Annotated in this window: 19 protein-coding genes; 5 read left to right on the forward strand and 14 right to left on the reverse strand. The window is 72.7% G+C overall.

Features of this window, described 5'->3' with window-relative positions:
- The first annotated feature begins 417 nt into the window (after nt 1–417).
- Nucleotides 418–771, forward strand: a complete 354-nt coding sequence (locus tag ABZ914_RS28180; RefSeq protein ID WP_500196856.1) for a hypothetical protein — start codon at nt 418–420, stop codon at nt 769–771.
- 308 nt (nt 772–1,079) lie between these two features.
- On the opposite strand, the gene ABZ914_RS28185 is transcribed toward ABZ914_RS28180, so the two are convergent.
- From ABZ914_RS28185 to ABZ914_RS28200, 4 genes are all read right to left on the reverse strand, one after another.
- Nucleotides 1,080–1,403, reverse strand: a complete 324-nt coding sequence (locus ABZ914_RS28185; protein ID WP_500196858.1) for an antibiotic biosynthesis monooxygenase family protein — start codon at nt 1,401–1,403, stop codon at nt 1,080–1,082.
- Between the two features lie 50 nt (nt 1,404–1,453).
- Nucleotides 1,454–1,933 carry a hypothetical protein gene (locus ABZ914_RS28190; protein WP_500196860.1) on the reverse strand — a complete coding sequence of 160 codons (480 nt, stop codon included), beginning with the start codon at nt 1,931–1,933 and terminating at the stop codon, nt 1,454–1,456.
- A gap of 116 nt (nt 1,934–2,049) precedes the next feature.
- Entirely contained in the window at nt 2,050–2,433 is a 384-nt protein-coding gene (locus ABZ914_RS28195) for a PASTA domain-containing protein (RefSeq protein WP_500196862.1), read from the reverse strand.
- 232 nt (nt 2,434–2,665) lie between these two features.
- Nucleotides 2,666–3,559 (reverse strand): intradiol ring-cleavage dioxygenase, encoded by an 894-nt coding sequence (locus tag ABZ914_RS28200; protein ID WP_500196863.1) that lies wholly within the window; start codon nt 3,557–3,559, stop codon nt 2,666–2,668.
- A 218-nt stretch (nt 3,560–3,777) separates the two neighbouring features.
- Here ABZ914_RS28200 and ABZ914_RS28205 point away from each other — a divergent pair, with 218 nt between their 5' ends.
- Genes ABZ914_RS28205 through ABZ914_RS28215 form a run of 3 tightly spaced genes read left to right on the forward strand, consistent with a single transcriptional unit; the run spans nt 3,778 to nt 5,877 of the window.
- Nucleotides 3,778–4,353, forward strand: a complete 576-nt coding sequence (locus ABZ914_RS28205) for a dihydrofolate reductase family protein (RefSeq protein ID WP_500196865.1) — start codon at nt 3,778–3,780, stop codon at nt 4,351–4,353.
- Entirely contained in the window at nt 4,350–4,697 is a 348-nt protein-coding gene (locus tag ABZ914_RS28210) for a YciI family protein (RefSeq protein WP_190860761.1), read from the forward strand. The genes ABZ914_RS28205 and ABZ914_RS28210 overlap by 4 nt, the downstream gene beginning before the upstream one ends.
- Nucleotides 4,687–5,877, forward strand: coding sequence for an RNA polymerase sigma factor (locus ABZ914_RS28215; RefSeq protein ID WP_500196867.1), 1,191 nt, complete (start codon nt 4,687–4,689; stop codon nt 5,875–5,877). The genes ABZ914_RS28210 and ABZ914_RS28215 overlap by 11 nt, the downstream gene beginning before the upstream one ends.
- On the opposite strand, the gene ABZ914_RS28220 is transcribed toward ABZ914_RS28215, so the two are convergent.
- Nucleotides 5,872–6,756 (reverse strand): EamA family transporter, encoded by an 885-nt coding sequence (locus ABZ914_RS28220; RefSeq protein WP_500196869.1) that lies wholly within the window; start codon nt 6,754–6,756, stop codon nt 5,872–5,874. The two genes, ABZ914_RS28215 and ABZ914_RS28220, sit on opposite strands and share 6 nt — an antisense overlap.
- A gap of 223 nt (nt 6,757–6,979) precedes the next feature.
- Here ABZ914_RS28220 and ABZ914_RS28225 point away from each other — a divergent pair, with 223 nt between their 5' ends.
- Complete coding sequence (locus ABZ914_RS28225) at nt 6,980–7,621, forward strand: sulfotransferase family protein (RefSeq protein ID WP_500196871.1); 642 nt, start codon at nt 6,980–6,982, stop codon at nt 7,619–7,621.
- Nucleotides 7,622–7,776: 155 nt separating this feature from the next.
- Here the strand turns inward: ABZ914_RS28225 and rlmB are convergent, their stop codons facing one another.
- From rlmB to ABZ914_RS28270, 9 genes are all read right to left on the reverse strand, one after another.
- A complete protein-coding gene (gene rlmB / locus ABZ914_RS28230) occupies nt 7,777–8,694 on the reverse strand; it encodes a 23S rRNA (guanosine(2251)-2'-O)-methyltransferase RlmB (RefSeq protein ID WP_500196872.1) in 918 nt (305 codons plus the stop codon).
- Nucleotides 8,695–8,956: 262 nt separating this feature from the next.
- Nucleotides 8,957–10,354 carry a cysteine--tRNA ligase gene (gene cysS, locus ABZ914_RS28235; RefSeq protein ID WP_190860777.1) on the reverse strand — a complete coding sequence of 466 codons (1,398 nt, stop codon included), beginning with the start codon at nt 10,352–10,354 and terminating at the stop codon, nt 8,957–8,959.
- 111 nt (nt 10,355–10,465) lie between these two features.
- Complete coding sequence (locus ABZ914_RS28240; protein ID WP_500196874.1) at nt 10,466–11,431, reverse strand: alpha/beta fold hydrolase; 966 nt, start codon at nt 11,429–11,431, stop codon at nt 10,466–10,468.
- Entirely contained in the window at nt 11,406–12,677 is a 1,272-nt protein-coding gene (locus tag ABZ914_RS28245) for an RNA polymerase sigma factor (protein ID WP_500196876.1), read from the reverse strand. Before ABZ914_RS28245 ends, ABZ914_RS28240 begins: the two co-directional genes overlap by 26 nt.
- Nucleotides 12,674–13,030, reverse strand: a complete 357-nt coding sequence (locus ABZ914_RS28250; RefSeq protein ID WP_208272274.1) for a YciI family protein — start codon at nt 13,028–13,030, stop codon at nt 12,674–12,676. The genes ABZ914_RS28245 and ABZ914_RS28250 overlap by 4 nt, the downstream gene beginning before the upstream one ends.
- Nucleotides 13,031–13,303: 273 nt before the next feature.
- A complete protein-coding gene (locus ABZ914_RS28255; protein ID WP_500196877.1) occupies nt 13,304–14,218 on the reverse strand; it encodes a DUF6585 family protein in 915 nt (304 codons plus the stop codon).
- Entirely contained in the window at nt 14,211–15,428 is a 1,218-nt protein-coding gene (locus ABZ914_RS28260; RefSeq protein ID WP_190860795.1) for a homogentisate 1,2-dioxygenase, read from the reverse strand. Before ABZ914_RS28260 ends, ABZ914_RS28255 begins: the two co-directional genes overlap by 8 nt.
- A gap of 147 nt (nt 15,429–15,575) precedes the next feature.
- Nucleotides 15,576–16,796: a fumarylacetoacetase gene (gene fahA / locus ABZ914_RS28265; protein ID WP_500196879.1), complete on the reverse strand. Its 1,221-nt coding sequence runs from the start codon at nt 16,794–16,796 to the stop codon at nt 15,576–15,578.
- A 93-nt stretch (nt 16,797–16,889) separates the two neighbouring features.
- The coding region (locus ABZ914_RS28270; protein WP_500196881.1) for a hypothetical protein at nt 16,890–17,148 on the reverse strand (259 nt) is incomplete at its 5' end.

Below are 17,148 nucleotides of genomic sequence, written 5' to 3' on the forward strand. Positions count from 1 at the left end.
GCCCCGCGCCTGGCCGCCCGGCGCGTGCGGCGTGGGCGCCGGTCACCGGGCGGCCGCGCCCGGCCGCGCATCGCGACGCGTCCGCCGGCCCCGTCCCGACCGGCCCCGACGGTGCCGCGCCGCCGCCCGCGCTCTGCCATACTCGGTCCGCGTCGAGCAGCCGGTAACGCCGGGCAAGGAACAGAGGCTGCCTAGTACTGCCCGGGACCCTTCAACCTCCCCCCACAAACCATGACGGTGGGCGCAAGCGATTGTTGAGCGTGCGCGACTGGGGAACCCCGTGGTTCCCCAGACCCCTCCTGGACCCGGAGGGCACTCCCGCGCAAGACGGTCTGTCACGGGGTGCGCGCCGTTCGCGCGGGAGCACCCTCCGGACCGGTCCGTTCGTCCGTTGCGGCACCCGCCTAGGCTGCGAGCGTGGCCGATACGGAAGGCGCTCGACCGAAGATCCGCCCGGTTGAGCAGTGCAGCGACGCATACGGGTTCCTCGACCAGGTTCGGGCACGCCCAGGGATGTGGGTGCGTGACCATTCACTGCGCGAGCTGGAGACTCTCCTGTACGGATACGGTGTCGCACTGCTGATCCACGAGGTTGACGAGCGCTTCGCGTTCGGTCCCAGAGGCTCCTTCTCCGACTGGCTGGGGCAGCAGTACGGCTGGTCGTTGGTGCTCGGGTGGGCTGCGGCGATCGAAGATCATGCCGAGGGCGAATCCCCGCTCGAACGCTTCTTTCAGCTCGTCGAGGAGTTCCGTCGCTCTGCTCAGACCTGAGGAGCTTTGGGAGCCACGGTGGGAGCCACGGCGATGGATGATCTTGGATCGGGGTGAACGAGTTCGGACGGGACGCAGGTCATCGGCCCAGCGTGCGGACGGGTTCGGACGGCGGCAGTGATCGTTTGGGGACCTTGTAAACAGAAGGTTAGGGGTTCAAGTCCCCTCGCCGGCTCCCAGCTCAGAGGCCCCTCGCGATCTTCGCAAGGGGCCTCTCGCGCCATTATGGGAGCCATTGCGATCTCGGCGGCCGGGGGCTTAGTGCGGCCCAGTGCCGCGGCGCGGTGCCGTCCGTATCGAAGCGGTGCCTAGGCCGGGGCGTTCAGGGTGTCTACCACGACCGTCCGGTGGCTGACCGTCTTGTCGTAAGTCAAGAGCACGGCTCGTGCCTCCGGCTCCACCACGGCCGTCGTCATGTCATTTCCAGCAAAGGCCCGTATGGCCTCGGCGGACTCCCACAGGGTCATGACCTCCAGCTCCACCAGGTCATCCCCGTCCAGGCGGAACAGGTACGCGCCTCGATGTCCGTCTAGGCGACGGAGCGTCGGCAGCACTGAGGCGGTGAAGTGCTCGCGGTAGGCGTCCGCCCCCTCGGCGGTGGCGGTTGCGCGCCAGACTCTGGCGATCATCATGGCTCCGGTTGTCGCGGGTACCTGTGCGCGGGCGCCGAGTCGCTTGCTGATCAGGCGGTTTTGATCTCGGCGATTGCGCCGCGCAGGGTGTCGAGGAAGGCCTTGCCGTCCGTGTCGTCGCCCAGGCCGATGTAGAAGGAGGCGGGTTCCGTCGTCCCCGACCAGAGGCCGGTCGCGCTGACGCCGGTGTCGATGTTGGAGGCCAGGCCGCGGCCGACGCTCACGTCCTCCAGGCGGATCGACCGGACGTGGATGCCCCGCTGTTCTCCGGCCACGGCCACGACCAGGTAGCGGGGCAGGATCAGGGCGACCGTGGTGTGCTCTTTGTCGGGGTCGCCGGACTTCGTCAGCCGCATGAGCAGGCCCGGGCGCTTGAGCCGCACGCTGCGCGTCTCGCAGCACCACCGCGCCGCGCCCAGCACGTCGCCGAGCTGGTGCGCCTCGGCGTGCGCGGCGATCGCGTCCCGCACCGCCGGATCGAGCGACCCGGCCTCGCACCGCCTGCTGGAACGTTCGTACAGCCGATCCATCCACGACCTCCCGAGATCAGCGCAAGCGTATGGTCCCGGGAGGCGGAAACCACTCCTCCACCTGCGGCGTCCTGCGTCCACAAGTGGACGCCCGGGTGAGGACGTCGAGCTCCGGATCAGTCGGTGTACTTCTTGCTGTACAGGGTGATCGTGGTAGTCGGGGAGACCTTGGTTCCGGGTGCGGGCTTCTGCCGGACGACGACCCAGTTCCGGTCCCACAGCAGCATCCGTCCCTGACCGGTCGCGTCTTCTTCGGCGAGCATGAACAGGCCGTGGGCCTGCATCTCGTCCTGCGCCTTCTGGTGGTTGTGGCCGACGACGTCGGGAACGCGGATCAGCTTCGGCTGCGCGGCGTGCGTCTTCGTCGGTGCGGCGGCCTTCGGGGCCGCGGTCACGGTGTGCGTCGGGGTGACGGTGACGGTCTTGGCGGGCGCGGCCGTGGATGCGGTGGGCTCGCAGGCGGCGAGGGTATGGACGGTGACGCCTGCGGCGATGATCATGCGCATAGAGGATTCCTGTTCCCGTTGTGGATGCCGTGGCGGGGAAGCGTCCCTGTGGCGGCGTTTCTGGGACGTGCCGTCTTCACTGGACGTTCACGCTGGTGAGAGGGGTGTCACGAGCGGGCCAGACGGGCGGCGGTGGTTTCCCGGAGCCTTTGGGAACAGGAGGGGTTGGTTCAAGTCCCACGCACGACGCCCCCTCCCGTTGGGGAAGGGGGCGTCGTGCTGCGGGTCAGGTGGCCGTCGGGTCTACGCCCAGGGTGATGGTGGCGAGCAGGCCGCGCTCGATCCGGCCCTTGTGGAGCGGACGGATCGTCAGCAGGCCGGAGCCGGCCTGCTGGTAGATGAAGTCGTCGTCCAGCTTCACGCGCTCGACGGTGTTGTCCTTGTAGGGGGACAGCGCGGCGATCTTCTCCGCCAGGTCCTCGGCGAAGAAGAGCTGGCCGGTGTGGCTGACGTGCCCGCCGGTGTAGGTCTTCTTCTGCCGGTCGACCTTGCCTCCGATGTGCACCTTCACGTGGATGTGCAGGGCCCGCCCCTGGTACCAGCCGGGGTAGACGGTCGCGAACTCGGCGGCGCCGTGGCCGTCGGCGAGCTGGACGCCGCGCAGGAAGGTCAGGTCGTTGACCGGCTCCTGGTGCATGTCGCCGCCTCCGGGAGGCGGCCCGGTGGGGGTGCGGGTCGGCGCGTCGGTGGGGGCACCGGTCGGGGGCGTCCCGCCGCCGGGCAGGGTGTTGCCCTCGTAGCCGGAATAGACGCCGCCCGCGTCGCAGTGCCAGATGTCCACGGCCGCCCTGGGGATCGGGCGGCACGTCCGGGAGTCGACGACGGTCGTCCGCAGGATCAGCGGGACGCCCGGCCGGTCCTCGGTGATGGTGCGCCGGACCATCTCGTAGTCGAGGTAGTACGGGCCTTCGATCGTCTCCGGCGTGAGGACGCATGACGGCCGCTTCGCGCCGGACGTGGCGGACACGGGCGTGGCGGTCCCGCCCTCGGCGCCGCCGGAGAGCGCCACGCCGCCGGCGACCGCTCCGACCGTCAGGCCGACGCCGCCCATCGCGGTCAGCGCGGCGCGGCGGCTCAGCCCTGTGCGTCGCGCCGGTCCGTCTTGCTCGTTCTCGTCCATCGGGAGCCTCCTCGTTGGGGAAACGGGGACGCGGCAAGCCAAACGAGACGTCCTGAGAGCCCCATGGGCGGAGGATGAAAGTCTCATGAGCGCCGGATGCGCCCAGCGGGGAAGGGCGGGCGGAAGTTTCTTGGGACCGGTGTCGATCCGGGGAGACCGTCTTCGTATAGGGGACGAGGGGTCGGCGGTGGGCCGGCCGTAGGTGAGGAGATCAGCTCGTGGGGAACCTGACTGTGGTGGAGCACGTGACGCTCGACGGCGTGATGCAGGCGCCGGCGCGGACGGACGAGGACGAACGGGACGGGTTCCCGCACGGTGGTTGGGCGATTCCCGGGAATGACGAGGTCATGGCCTCCGAGATGGGCAAGCGGATGGGCGGCGGCGGGGCGATCCTGCTCGGCCGGCGGACGTACGAGGACTTCCGCGCGGTGTGGCCCGCCCGGAAGGACAACCCGTACACCGAGGTCCTGAACCGGACGCGGAAGTACGTCGTGTCGCGGACGTTGCGGGAGCCGCTGCCGTGGGAGAACTCGGTGCTCGTGGACGACGTGGAGGCGGTCGCGGGGATCAAGGAGCGGGAGGAGCGGCTCACGGTGCACGGCAGCGGGGAGCTCGTCCGGTCGCTCGCGCGGCTGGGGCTCGTGGACGTGTTCCTGCTGCTGATCCATCCGGTGGTGCTGGGGACGGGACGGCGGTTGTTCGCGGGATTCTCGGAGAATCTGCGGCTGGTGGGCACCGTCACGACGACGACTGGGGTCGTCATCGCGACCTATCGGAAACTGGAGGACGCATGAAGCGGTACGTGTTCAACATCATCCAGCCCGTGGGCGAGAAGCCGCCGCCGGAGGAGCTGGAGAAGGTGATGGCGAAGCTCGGTGAGATCCGGCGGGAGCTGGAGCTCTCGGAGGCGTGGGTGTTCGGGTGCCCGCTGCACGAGCCCGGCGACAGCGCGGTGGTGCGGGTCGAGGGCGATGACGTGATCGCGACCGACGGGCCGTACACCGAGAGCAAGGAGCACATCGGCGGGTTGACCATCGTCAAGATGGAGAGCCAGGACGAGGCGCTGTGGTGGGCCGGGCGGTACTCGCGGGTGACGGGGCTGCCGGTGGAGGTGCGACCCTTCCAGGGTGAGTGCTGACGACGTCGAGCGGGCGTTCCGGGAGGAGCACGGCCGCGCGGTGGCGGTGCTGGTCCGGGCGTTCGGGGATCTGGACGTCGCGGAGGAGGCCGTGCAGGACGCGTTCGCCGAGGCCGTGCGGCGCTGGCCGGTGGACGGTCCGCCGCCGAGCCCGGCGGGGTGGATCATCACGACGGCGCGGAACCGGGCGATCGACCGGCTGCGGCGGGAGGGCGCGCGGCCGGGGAAGCACGCGCAGGCGGCGCTGCTGAGCGGTCCGGCGGAGGCGGACGCTGAGCCGGCGATCGGGGACGACCGGTTGCGGCTGCTGTTCACGTGCTGCCATCCGGCGCTGGGGATGGCGGCGCGGGTGGCGTTGACGTTGCGGATGGTGGGCGGGCTGTCGACGGCGGAGGTCGCGCGGGCGTTCCTGGTGCCGGAGAAGACGATGGCGCAGCGGCTGGTGCGGGCGAAGGCGAGGATCCGGGAGGCGCGGATCCCGTACCAAGTGCCCGCGGCGGAGGACCTTCCGCGACGTCTGGCGGGGGTCCTCGCGGTGGTCTACCTGGTGTTCAACGAGGGCTACCGGCGGGAGAGGACGGCGGCGGAGGCGATCCGGCTGGGCCGGGTGCTGCTGGAGCTGATGCCGGACGAGCCGGAGGTGCGGGGGCTGCTGGCGTTGATGCTGCTGGTGGAGTCGCGGCGGGCGGCGCGGGTGCGGGACGGCGAGCTGGTACTGCTGGCCGACCAGGATCCGGGGTCGTGGGACGGGGCGATGGCGGAGGAGGGCCGGGAGCTGGTGCGGTGGTGCCTGCGGCGGAACCGTCCGGGGCCGTACCAGATCCAGGCGGCGATCAACGCGGTGCACAGCCGTCCGCCGACGGACTGGCGGCAGGTGCTCGCGCTGTACGACCAGCTGATAGCGGTGGCGCCGAGCCCGGTGGTGGCGCTGAACAGGGCGGTCGCGGTCGCGGAGGTCGAGGGGGTGGACGCGGCGCTCTCGCTGGTCGAGGAGCTGGATCTGAGCCGCTATTACCTGTTCCATGCGATCCGTGCGGATCTGCTGCGGAGGTCGGGGCGGGACGGGGAGGCCGCTGCGGCCTACGGTGAGGCGCTCGCGCGCACACAGGACGAGGTCGAGATCGCGTTCCTGGAGCGGCGGCGCCTCGCTGTGCGGCAGGGCGTCCGGGACGGGTCATGATCGGCGATTGAACGCCTGTCCGGCGACGAGGGCGCCGAGGGCGACGGTGAACCCGACGACCTGCCAGCCGGTGAGGGTCTGGCCGAGGATCGTCAGGCCGGCGAGGGTCGCGACCATCGGGTTGGTGAGGCCGAGCAGGGAGACCGAGGTGGGCGGCAGCCGGTCGATGCCGCGGAACCACAGCGCGTACGCGATCGCGGTCCCGACGATGCCGAGGTAGAGGAAGCCGAGGACGTTCTGGCCGGTCAGCGACGTGGGGACGCCTTCGAACGCGAGCGTGAAGGGGGCGAGGACGAGCCCGCCGACGGTGAGCTGCCAGCCCGTCATGACGATCGGGGACTCGGGCCGTCCCCACTTCTTGGCCAGCACGATCGCCGTGGCCATCAGCGAGGTGGCGGTGAGCATCGCGCCGATGCCGAGCGGGTCGAGGCGGGCGTCGCCGGTCAGGGTCAGCAGCGCGACGCCGCCGGTGCCGGCGATCGCCGAGTACAGCACGGCGCGGGCGGGGCGGGCGTGCAGGACGAGCACCGACAGCACCGCGACGACCAGCGGCTGGACGGAGCCGATGGTGGCGGCGACGCCGCCGGGCAGCCGGTACGCGGCGAAGAAGATCAGCGGGAAGAACGCGCCGAAGTTGAGGACGCCGAGGACGGCCGACTTCCACCACCAGGACCCCCGGGGGAGGCGGCGGTTGGCGGCGAGGAGCACCAGCCCGGCGGGCAGGGCGCGCATCGTGGCGGCCAGCAGGGGGCGGCCGTCGGGCAGCAGCGTGGTGGTGACGACGTAGGTGGTGCCCCAGCTCGCGGGCGCGAGCGCCGCGAGGCCGAGGTCGGCGGCGTAGCGGTGGCGCAGGGACCGGGGTGCCGCGATGGCGGTCATCTGGATCACCCTTCATTGATTATCTCAACGTTGAGATAACAGCACGAGGCTTACCTGACCGTCAATCCTCTGAACGTTGAGATTATTTACGGAAAGAGAGTGATCCCGGCCACCATGCCGCCACCGTCACCACACGCTGTCGGGCGAGTACGGAACGTGTCCCTTGCAGGCCCCCGGCACCCGGCCGACGCTGGCCTCGGCAACCGATCGAGAGGAGTTCCCCTTGCTTCAGGTCATCGGCGTCGGATTCGGCCGGACCGGCACGCTCTCCCTGCGGACCGCCCTGGAACGGCTCGGATTCGGGCCGTGCCACCATATGGCGGCCCTGTTCGAGGACCCCGCACAGATCGGTCTATGGCGCGAGGTCGCCGAGACAGGAACCCCCGACTGGGACCGCGTCTACGACGGCTACCGCGCGACGGTCGACTGGCCCGGCGCCGCATACTGGCGGGAACTCACCCGCCGCTATCCCGACGCGAAGGTCATACTCACCGTCCGCGACCCCGAATGCTGGTACCAGAGCGCGCGCGCCACCATCTTCCAGTCGCACAACGCGGACTTCGACGGCGCGCCGCCGGAACTCGCCGCGATGCGCGACGTCGCCCGCCGCATCGTCTGGGAGGGCGTCCTCGGCGGCCGGATCGACGAGGACCACGCGATCAGGGCGTTCAACGAGCACAACGATGCGGTGCGCCGCGAGATCCCGGCGGGGCGGCTTCTGGAGTTCGAGGCCGCCCACGGGTGGGGGCCGCTCTGCGCGTTCCTCGGCGTCCCCGTCCCGGACGAGCCGTACCCGCGCAGCAACGATCGCGCCGCGTTCGCCGCCACGCTCAAGGAACGCCTCGGGAACGCCCCCGCCTCCTGACCGCTTCCCGGCCCCCGACCGCCGTCGAGGCGATCGGGGCGGCGAGACGTCTGCGAGCGGCGAGACGTCAAGGACGTCAAGGACGTCAAGGACGTCAAGGACGTCAAGGACGACAAGGACGACGGGGACGACGGGGCGTCAGCGACGGCGGGGCGTCAGGAGCGCAGGCGGCTGACCTCGTACAGCGCGATCCCGGCCGCCACGCCGGCGTTCAGCGACTCCGCCTTGCCCGGCATCGGGATCGTCACGAGCATGTCGCAGGTGTCGGCGACGAGCCGGCCGAGGCCCTTGCCCTCCGAGCCCACGACCAGCACGAACGGGCCCGTCGCGATCTCCATGTCGCCGATGGTCACGCCGCCGCGCGCGTCCAGGCCGGCGACGAAGCAGCCGGCCTTCTGGTACGCCTTCAGCTGCCGCGCCAGGTTCGTCGCCTGCGCCACCGGGACCGTCGCGAGCGTCCCCGCGGACGACTTCCACGCGCCCGCGTTCACCCCCGCGGCGCGCCGCTCCGGCACCACCACGCCGGTGGCGCCGAACGCCGCCGCGGACCGGACGATCGCACCGAGGTTGCGCGGGTCGGTGATCCCGTCGACCGCGACGATCAGCGGGGACGTCCCGGTGAGCAGGTCGTCCGGATGCGCGTACCGGTACGGCTTGACCTGCAGCGCGATGCCCTGGTGGACGGCACCGTCGGTGAGCCGGTCCAGCTCGTTCTTTCCGGTCTCCAGCAGGGGGATGCCGCGGTCGGCGGCGATCTGGATGGACTCGCGGACCCGCTCGTCCGTGCCCGACGTCACGTACAGGGTGCTGCCGGGCACCCCCGCGCGCAGCGCCTCCACGACCGGGTTGCGGCCGGTGACCAGCTCGGGGACCTCGCCGTTCGCACGGCGCGCTCCGGCGGGACGGCCCGTCGTGGGGCGGCCCTCGGCGGTCCGTGCCGCGCGAGCGCCCGGGCCCAGCGTCTGGGTGCCGGTCCGCTTGGCGCTCTTGACGGCGCGCGCCTTCTGGCGCTTGCCGTGCCAGTGCCGGTCCTCGGCCTTGGGGGTGGGACCCTTGCCCTTGCGCTTGGCCATTGTTCGGTACGCCCCTCGCGACGATTGCGTGCTCGCCCTCGCGGCTGTCGGGCGGCTGGAAACTCCGGGGCGCGCACATGCGGGCGCCCGCGAACATGCCATTTTATCCGCCGCGGCCAGTGCGCGACGCCCGCCGGACCGAACCGCCCGCCGAGGAGGGCGGGCGGCCCGGGCCGCGACCCCGGCCCGGCGAGGTCAGCGCCCCGGGTTCGGCCAGGTCAGGGCCAAAGGGCGGCGAGATCAGGGCCAGGGGGCGGCCAGGTCAGTCGCGCTTCAGTTCCCAGCGGGCGCCGTGCGGAGTGTCCTCGACGACGATCCCGGCGTCGGCGAGGCCGTCGCGGATGGCGTCGGCGGACGCGTAGTCCTTGCGGGCCCGCGCCGCCTGCCGCTGCTCCAGGGCCACCGCGACCAGGGCGTCCACGACGGGACGCAGATCGTCGCCGCCGCCCTGGCTCCACTGCTCCGACAGCGGGTCGAGGCCCAGCACCCCGGCCATCGCCCGGACGGACGCCAGATGCCCGCGGACCGCGTCCTCGTCCCCGGCCGCCAGCGCGCTGTTGCCCTCCCGGACGGTCTCGTGCAGCGTCGCCAGCGCCTGCGGGACGCCCAGGTCGTCGTTCATCGCGGCCGCGAACGCCTCGGGCACCGAACCCGCCGGCTCCCCCGCGCCGACGACCTCGCTCGCCCGCGTGACGAACCCCTCGATGCGCTGGTAGGCCGACACCGCCTCGGCCAGCGCCGCGTCGGTGTAGTCCATCAGCGACCGGTAGTGCGCCGAGGCCAGGTAGTAGCGGATCTCCGCCGGACGGGCCTTCCCGAGCAGGTCGGGCAGCAGCACCACGTTCCCGACGGACTTGCTCATCTTCTCGCCGTCGACGGTCAGCAGCCCGTTGTGCAGCCAGTACCGCGCGAACCCGTCGCCCGCCGCACGCGACTGGGCGATCTCGTTCTCGTGGTGCGGGAAGATCAGGTCGACGCCGCCGCCGTGGATGTCGAAGACCGGCCCGAGGTACTTGGTCGCCATCGCCGAGCACTCCAGGTGCCAGCCGGGCCGCCCGTCGCCCCACGGCGTCTCCCAGGACGGCTCGCCGGGCTTGGCGCCCTTCCACAGCGCGAAGTCGCGCGGGTCGCGCTTGGCGTCCTCGTTCGGGGTGTCGCCGGTCGGCCGCATGTTCTCCAGCCGCTGGTTCGACAGCTCGCCGTAGTGGTCGGCCCAGGACTTCACGTCGAAGTACACGTCGCCGGCCGCGGTGTAGGCGTGCCCGTTCTCGATCAGCCGCCGGATCAGCACGATCATCTCCGGGACGTGCCCGGTGGCGCGCGGCTCGATCGTCGGCGGCAGGCAGCCGAGCAGGTCGTAGCCCTGCGTGAAGACGCGCTGGTTGCCCTCGGCGACCGCGAACCACGGCACGCCCCGCTCCGCCGCCACCGCGATGATCTTGTCGTCGACGTCGGTGACGTTCCGCGCGAACGTCACCTCGTAGCCGGACGCGCGCAGCCACCGCAGCAGCACGTCGTAGATGACACCGGACCGGAGGTGCCCGATGTGCGGAGAGGCCTGCGGCGTCGCACCGCACACGTACATCCCCACGCGGCCCTCTTCGAGGGGCTCGAACGTGCGGACGCTACGGGTACCGGTGTCGTAAAGGCGCAGACTCACAGCCACAGGTTATTGGATAGGCCCCTGCCCGCGCGGACTCTCGCGCACCCGCGCCCGATCCGACGGCCCCCTCCGGACGGGCCAGGAGGGGGCGGGGGGCGGTGCCTCGCATCAGGAGGAGAAGGTCTCGGCGAGGCGGGCGGCGAAGGCGGGGGCCTCGGCGCCGAAGCCGCCGTGGTCGCCCGGGTAGGTCTCGGCGGGCTTCCCGAGGCGCTCGGCCAAGGCGAGACCGGCCCGGTGGGGCGGCTCGCCGGCGGACTCCGCGCCGACCGCGACCGTGATCCGGACGGGCGACTCGCGCAGCCTACCGACGTCGAGGGCGTGGCGCCCGAAGCCGGGCACCTCGTAGCCGGCGAAGAAGTCGGTGTTCTTCTCGAAGCGCGCGAACATCTCCAGCATCTCGGGACTCGGCGCCTCCGCGGCCTCGGAGGACCCGGCGGCCTCCCCGACGCTCTCCGCCTCCCCCGCGTTCCCGGGCTCTCCCGCGTTCCCGGGCTCTGCCGCGTTGTCGGACTCTCCCGCGTTGTCGGGTTCGCCCTCGCCCCCGGGCTCGCCTTCGCTGCCGGGCTCGTCGCCGCCGGACATGCCCATGGCGGCGCCGAAGACGCCCATCGCGGGGCCGACGCCGCCTTCCCGGTAGGCGCGCTCGACGTCCGCGATGACCGACTCCCAGTGGTCGGCGTCCGGCAGCAGCCCGAGCAGCGGCGGCTCGTGCGCGACGACCGCGCGGACCTGCTCGGGATGCCGCGCCGCCAGCTCGAGCGCGATCTGCGCGCCGGAGCTGTTGCCGAACACGAAGGCGGGGCCGCCGGCCACCGCGCCGAGCAGCCGGGACGCGTCGTCGGCGTGGACGGCGATCTCCTGGCGCTCGGGCGGGCCGGTGAGCGGGCTGCGGGAGTTGCCGCGCCGGTCGTAGGTGACGACCGTGTAGCGGTCGGCGAGCAGGCCGGCGAGCCCGGCGTAGCCCGCCGCGTCGTAGATCCCGCCGCAGATCAGCAGCAGGACGGGCCCGGATCCGCGCACCTCGTAGTGCAGGGAGGCGCCGGGGACGTCAAGGGTTCGCGTCGTCGTTTCCATCGTGGTGTTCTCCGTCGAGTCGTGCGATGCGGGCTTCGAGGTAGCGCTGTTCCGGGAGGCTCGTGGTGCCGCGGGCGGCCTCCCGGTAGGCGCGGCAGGCGGCGGCCGGGTCGCCCGCCTGCTCCAGCAGGTGGGCCCGGACGGCCGCGAGCCGGTGGTGCTCGGACAGGCGCTCGTCGCCGTCCAGGGTCGCCAGCAGGTCGAGGCCGGCGCGCGGGCCGTGCACCATCGCGAGCGCGACGGCCTCGTTCAGCGTGACCATCGGGTTCGGCGCCAGGTGCGACAGCAGCCGGTACAGGGCGAGGATCTGCGGCCAGTCGGTGTCCTCGGGGCGCGGGGCCTCCGCGTGGACGGCGGCGATAGCGGCCTGCACCTGGTACGGGCCGGGCGCCGACCAGGTGAGGGCGTCGGTGATCAGCCGGGTGCCCTCGTCGATCGCCCCGGCGTCCCAGCGCGTCCTGTCCTGCTCGGACAGCGGGACGAGCAGCCCGTCCGCGCCGGTGCGGGCGGGCCTGCGGGCGTCGGTCAGCAGCATCAGGGCGAGCAGCCCGGTGACCTCCCCGTCCCCGGGCAGCAGCCCGTGCACCGCCCTGGCCAGCCGGATCGCCTCCGCCGTGAGGTCGGCGCGCTGCAGGTCCGGGCCGCTGGACGCGGTGTACCCCTCGTTGAAGATCAGGTACAGGACGTGCAGGACGGCGCGGAGCCGCTCGTCGCGCTCGGCCGGGGGCGGCGGGGCGAACCGGGCGCCGGTCGCCTTGATCCGCTGCTTGGCCCGGCTGATCCGCTGCGCCATCGTCGCCTCCGGCACCAGGAACGCCCGCGCGATCTGCGCGGTCGTCAGCCCGCCGACCGCGCGGAGGGTCAGCGCGACCTGCGAGGACGGCGTCAGCGCCGGATGGCAGCAGAGGAACAGCAGGGTCAGCGTGTCGTCGCGGTCGCCGGGACGGTCCTCGCCCGGAGCCTCCTCGCCGGCGGGCACCTCGCGCAGCGCGACGGCGGCCTCCCGGTCGCGGCGCGCGCGCTCGCTGCGCCACTGGTCGGTGAGGCGGCGCGTCGCGACGGTCAGCAGCCAGCCGCGCGGGTTCTCCGGGAGGCCCTCCTCCGGCCACTGGACGGCGGCGGCGAGCAGCGCCTCCTGGACGGCGTCCTCGCACGCGTCGAACGCGCCGTGCCGCCGCACGAGGGTCCCGAGGACCTGCGGCGCCAGCTCGCGCAGCAGGTCCTCGACCGCGACGGGCACGGTCACATCTCGCTTCCGGCGTGGTGCATCACGGGGCGGACCTCCATGCGCCCGCCGAACCGGACGTCCGGCCAGCGCGAGGCGATCTCGACGGCCCGCTCCAGGCTGTCGCAGTCGACGGTGAGGTAGCCGGCGAGGTGCTCCTTCGCCTCGAGGAACGGGCCGTCGGTCACGGCGGGCAGCCCGTCCTTCTGCCGGACGACCCGGGTGGTGGACGGGTCGGCGAGCGCCTCGGTCACCACGAGCTCGCCGCGCTCGGTGATCTCCTTCATGATCTCGTCGACCTCGCCGAACAGCTCCTGCCGCTCCTGCTCGGTCAGCTCCTCGACGAACCCCGGCCGGTTGAAGATCAGCAGCATGTACTTCACGGTGTCTCCTCGTTCTGGTGGCGCGGCCTCTCGCGGCCGCCCCGGTCCCGGTGGCGGCCCTCGTCGGCCGCCCGTCACCCACTGATCGGAGCCGCGGCCGGTTCCTCGACATCCTTCCCGAAGAAATCTTCGGATCCCCGAAAAACCTCCGGAGGGCGTCCCGTGCCCGGTGCCGGCCGGCCGGGCTCGCACCTGCCGGAACGTGGTGCCAGGTCGCCGGGTCCGCGGGGCGTGGAGGGCCCGGCGGACGGCGGCGCCCGCACGTCAGTGGGTGCCTAGTAGTTCTTTGATCTGGTCGCAGAGGAGGGTGAAGGGCAGGGCGTCGGGCATATGGCCGGCGACCGCGGCCAGGTCGGGACGGCCGCCGTACGAGCGCACGGTCACCAGCCCGTCCTCGATCCCGACCTCGCGGACCGCCTGCCACGGGACCCGCTGCCCGTCCTTCTCGACGCCTTCCAGGTCGACGGTGAAGGGCCCCAGACGCACGGTCTCGCCCGCCTTGACCGCCGCGAGATGCCGGGGCACCGCGCGGCGCGTCACCTCGGCGGCGATCGTCTCGCCGAGCAGCCGGACGCCCGGGAGCTCGTCGCCGAAGCGCAGGACGCGCCCGTCCGAGCTCACGACCGTGAAGCGCCACCGCGTCCCGCCGGTCGGCCCGGAGCCGCCCGCGCCCAGGGCCGAGCCGCTGGGCGATGCCGGAGCCCTGCCCCCAAGGTGGACGCCGGAGACCGTCACCGAGACCAGGTCGTCCCATACGAACACACCGGCATTGCTGCCCGGGCCGCGGGTCGCGAGCGTCCCCTGCGGGGTGTGCCCTCCCCACGTGTCGCCCTCCCCGCGTGCGTCCCCATGCGCGCGATGGGCGGACGTCGACGTGGCGCCCCCGGCGGCGGGAGGTGGGGACACCAGGAGGCCACCGGTGTACAGGTGCACGACGGGGGCGCGTTTCCACACGATGCCCCAGCCCGCGATCCACCCGGCGGCCGCGGCGCAGCCCATGGCGATCACGGTGAGCGGCGCGCCGAGCCAGGCGCGGCCGGACAGGAAGGCGGCGACGGCGAGCGGGACCAGCACGGCCACGGCCGCGGCGAGCGCGGCCAGCCAGGTGAGCGCGCGGCGCCGGGCCGGCCGTGCGTCGAAGGCCCGGACCGGCTCGCCGAGACCGGGCGGCTCAGCCATCGCCCTCCCGCTGGCCGGAGGTGCGGGCCCACGTCCACGCGTACTCGGGGTCCTCGCAGCGGCGCGCCGCGGCGCCCAGCCGCAGCGGGCGGAACGTGTCGATCATGACGGCCATCTCCGTGGTGCGGTCGTGCCCCTGCCGCACCGCCTCCACGACCGCCTCGACGGCGCCCGGCTGCGGGCCGTGCGTGAACCCCGACGGATGCAGCGAGATGGAGCCGATGCCGATCCCCGAGCCCTTGCGGGCCGAGTAGTCCCCGGCGACGTAGAACATCATCTCGTCGCTGTCGACGTTGTGGTGGTTGTACGGGATCGGCACGGCCCGGTCGTCGAAGTCGAGGGGACGCGGGCAGAACGAGCAGATCACGAACCCCGGGCCCTCGAACGTCTGGTGGACCGGCGGCGGCGCGTGCGTCCGCTTCACGATGGGCTCGAAGTCGTTGATGTTGAAGACGTAGGGGTACAGGTAGCCGTCCCAGCCGACGACGTCGAACGGGTGCCGCAGGTACGTCAGGCGCGACAGCCCGTTCCGGTTGCGGACGAGGACGGGCACCTCGCCGCCGTCCACCAGGAGGGGTTCGGACGGCCCGCGCAGGTCGCGCTCGCTGTAGGGGGCGTGCTCCAGGAACTGCCCGTACTGCGACAGGTACCGCTTCGGCGGCCTGATGTGCCCTCTCGCCTCGATGACGAGCGCGTGGAGAGAGGCCCCGCCGCCCCGTTCCGGCAGCACCCACCGGTGGATGGTCCCGGTCGGGATGACCACGTAGTCGCCCTCGCCGGCGTCGAGCGCCCCGTAGGTCGTCTCGACCCTGGCCCGCCCGGACTGGACGTACACGACCTCGGCGCCGGCCGAGTTCCGGTACAGCTCGCTGGTGGCGTCCGCCGCGACGAACGAGAGCGTCACGTCGTCGTTGCCGAAAAGGATCTGCCGGCCGAGCACCATGTCACCGCCCTCGGGCAGGTCCTGGGTGCGGTAGGCGCGCGGCTGCAGCGGATGGTTCGGGGCGAGCCCGGCGCCGTCGGCGGCCCCGTCCCGCACGCCCTCGCTCTTGGTGATCGCCGTCGGGGCGTGCCGGTGGTACAGCAGGCTGGAGTCGGACGTGAAGCCCTCCTCGCCCATCAGCTCCTCGGCGTACAGGCCGCCGTCCGGCCGCCGGAACTGCACGTGACGCTTCCGCGGGATCTCCCCCACGGCCCTGTAGTACGGCATCGCCGCCTCCCATCGGGGACGCCTTCGTCCCCTTACGGTACGTCTTCACCCGTGTCGCGGCGGGGGCCCGCCGACCCCGACGCCTCCATGTTCGAGGCCGCGCGCGGCGAACGGCAGCAGAACGTCGTTCTGTGGATAACCGGGCCGTCAGGTCAGTGCCGGATGCACCGTGCCAACGACCTCCCCCAGCGAGATGACCGACCCCGACGCGCCCGGGGCCGTCGCCCGGATCGTCACCGTGTCGCCGTCCTCCAGGAACGTCCGTTTCGTCCCATCGCCGAGGTCCACCGGCTCGCGGCCGTTCCAGCCGAGCTCCAGCAGGCAGCCGCGCTGGCCGCGCTCCGGCCCCGACACCGTCCCGGACGCGAACAGGTCGCCCGTGCGCAGCGGCGCGCCGTTCACCGTGGCGTGCGCGAGCTGCTGCGGCGCCGTCCAGTACATCCCGGCGAACGGCGGCTCGGACACGACCTGCCCGTTGATCAGGACCTCGAGCCGCAGGTCAAGGCCCCACGGCTCGGCGCAGCGCAGGTAGCCGAGCGGCTCCGGGTCCTGGACGGGCGGGTCCACCCGCGCGTGCTCCAGCGCGGCCACCGGCACCACCCACGGGGAGATCGACGTCGCGAACGACTTGCTGAGGAACGGCCCGAGCGGCTGCGACTCCCACGCCTGGAGGTCGCGCGCGCTCCAGTCGTTGACCAGCAGGAACCCGAACACGTGATCGCGGAAGGCGCCGGTCGGCACGCCCCGTCCCGGCATCGACGGGACGCCCGCGACGAACCCGACCTCCGCCTCGAAGTCCAGCCGCAGCGACGGCCCGTACGACGGCTCCGGCTCGCTCACCCCGGTCATGCGCTGCCCGGACGGCCGGACGATCGGCGTGCCCGACGGGTACACCGTCCCGGCGCGGCCGTGGTAGCCGACCGGCAGCCGCTTCCAGTTCGGCTTGAGCGGCTCGCCCTGCGGCCGGAAGATCCTCCCGACGTTGGCCGCGTGGTGCTCGGACGAGTAGAAGTCCACGTAGTCGGCGACCTCGATCGGGCGCAGCACCTCCACGTCCGCCAGCGGGATCAGGTGCGGTTCCACCTGGGGACGGTGCGCCGCGTCCGTCAGCAGGTCGGTGAGGCGGGCGCGGTTGGCCTGCCAGGCGGCGCGCCCCGCCACCATGAACGCGTTGAGCGAACCGGACGCGAAGTAGTGCCGGTCCTCCACCAGCCCGGCGGCCGACAGCCCCGCGAGGTCGAGCACGTACGCGCCGATCGCCACGCCCACGCGCGGCATCTCCCCGGGACGCGAGAACACGCCGTACGGGAGGTTCCCGATGCCGAAGCCGTCGTCCTCGTCCAGCTCCACCCACGAAACCGTTGTCATGGAGACATATCTTCCCCGGTGTCCCACGTTCTGACCGGCTCCGAGCGCCCCTCATCCGGCCCCGCCCGCACGGGACGCGCCCGGGGCCGCGGCTCACTCCACGGGAGGCGTGGGACCGCTGCGGAAGTTGCCGGACGGCGGCGGGTTCCAGTCCCAGATGCGGCCCTCGCCGGACTCCCGCTCGTCCTCCGGGCTGGGCGACGGGTGCGGGACGCGCGGGACCGGCGGGGCGTCGCCGCCGTCGCCCGCGTCCGGGTCCTCGGCCCGGTCGGCGGGCGGGCCGTCCTGCTCCTCCGCGCCGTCGTCGTGGGCGGCGGGCTCGGCGCCGCCGGTGGCGGGCGCGGCATCGCCG

Origin of the sequence: Spirillospora sp. NPDC046719, from assembly GCF_040645715.1 — a bacterium.
Lineage (GTDB): Bacteria > Actinomycetota > Actinomycetes > Streptosporangiales > Streptosporangiaceae > Spirillospora.

Bases quoted from the DNA above. Each gene is read 5' to 3' on its own strand.
- ABZ914_RS28185 (WP_500196858.1), bottom strand. From the start codon at position 1,403: ATGATGATCGCCAGAGTCTGGCGCGCAACCGCCACCGCCGAGGGGGCG.
- ABZ914_RS28190 (WP_500196860.1), bottom strand. From the start codon at position 1,933: ATGGATCGGCTGTACGAACGTTCCAGCAGGCGGTGCGAGGCCGGGTCG.
- ABZ914_RS28195 (WP_500196862.1), bottom strand. From the start codon at position 2,433: ATGATCATCGCCGCAGGCGTCACCGTCCATACCCTCGCCGCCTGCGAG.
- ABZ914_RS28200 (WP_500196863.1), bottom strand. From the start codon at position 3,559: ATGGACGAGAACGAGCAAGACGGACCGGCGCGACGCACAGGGCTGAGC.
- ABZ914_RS28210 (WP_190860761.1), top strand. From the start codon at position 4,350: ATGAAGCGGTACGTGTTCAACATCATCCAGCCCGTGGGCGAGAAGCCG.
- ABZ914_RS28220 (WP_500196869.1), bottom strand. From the start codon at position 6,756: ATGACCGCCATCGCGGCACCCCGGTCCCTGCGCCACCGCTACGCCGCC.
- rlmB (WP_500196872.1), bottom strand. From the start codon at position 8,694: ATGGCCAAGCGCAAGGGCAAGGGTCCCACCCCCAAGGCCGAGGACCGG.
- ABZ914_RS28240 (WP_500196874.1), bottom strand. From the start codon at position 11,431: ATGGAAACGACGACGCGAACCCTTGACGTCCCCGGCGCCTCCCTGCAC.
- ABZ914_RS28250 (WP_208272274.1), bottom strand. From the start codon at position 13,030: ATGCTGCTGATCTTCAACCGGCCGGGGTTCGTCGAGGAGCTGACCGAG.
- ABZ914_RS28255 (WP_500196877.1), bottom strand. From the start codon at position 14,218: ATGGCTGAGCCGCCCGGTCTCGGCGAGCCGGTCCGGGCCTTCGACGCA.
- ABZ914_RS28260 (WP_190860795.1), bottom strand. From the start codon at position 15,428: ATGCCGTACTACAGGGCCGTGGGGGAGATCCCGCGGAAGCGTCACGTG.
- fahA (WP_500196879.1), bottom strand. From the start codon at position 16,796: ATGACAACGGTTTCGTGGGTGGAGCTGGACGAGGACGACGGCTTCGGC.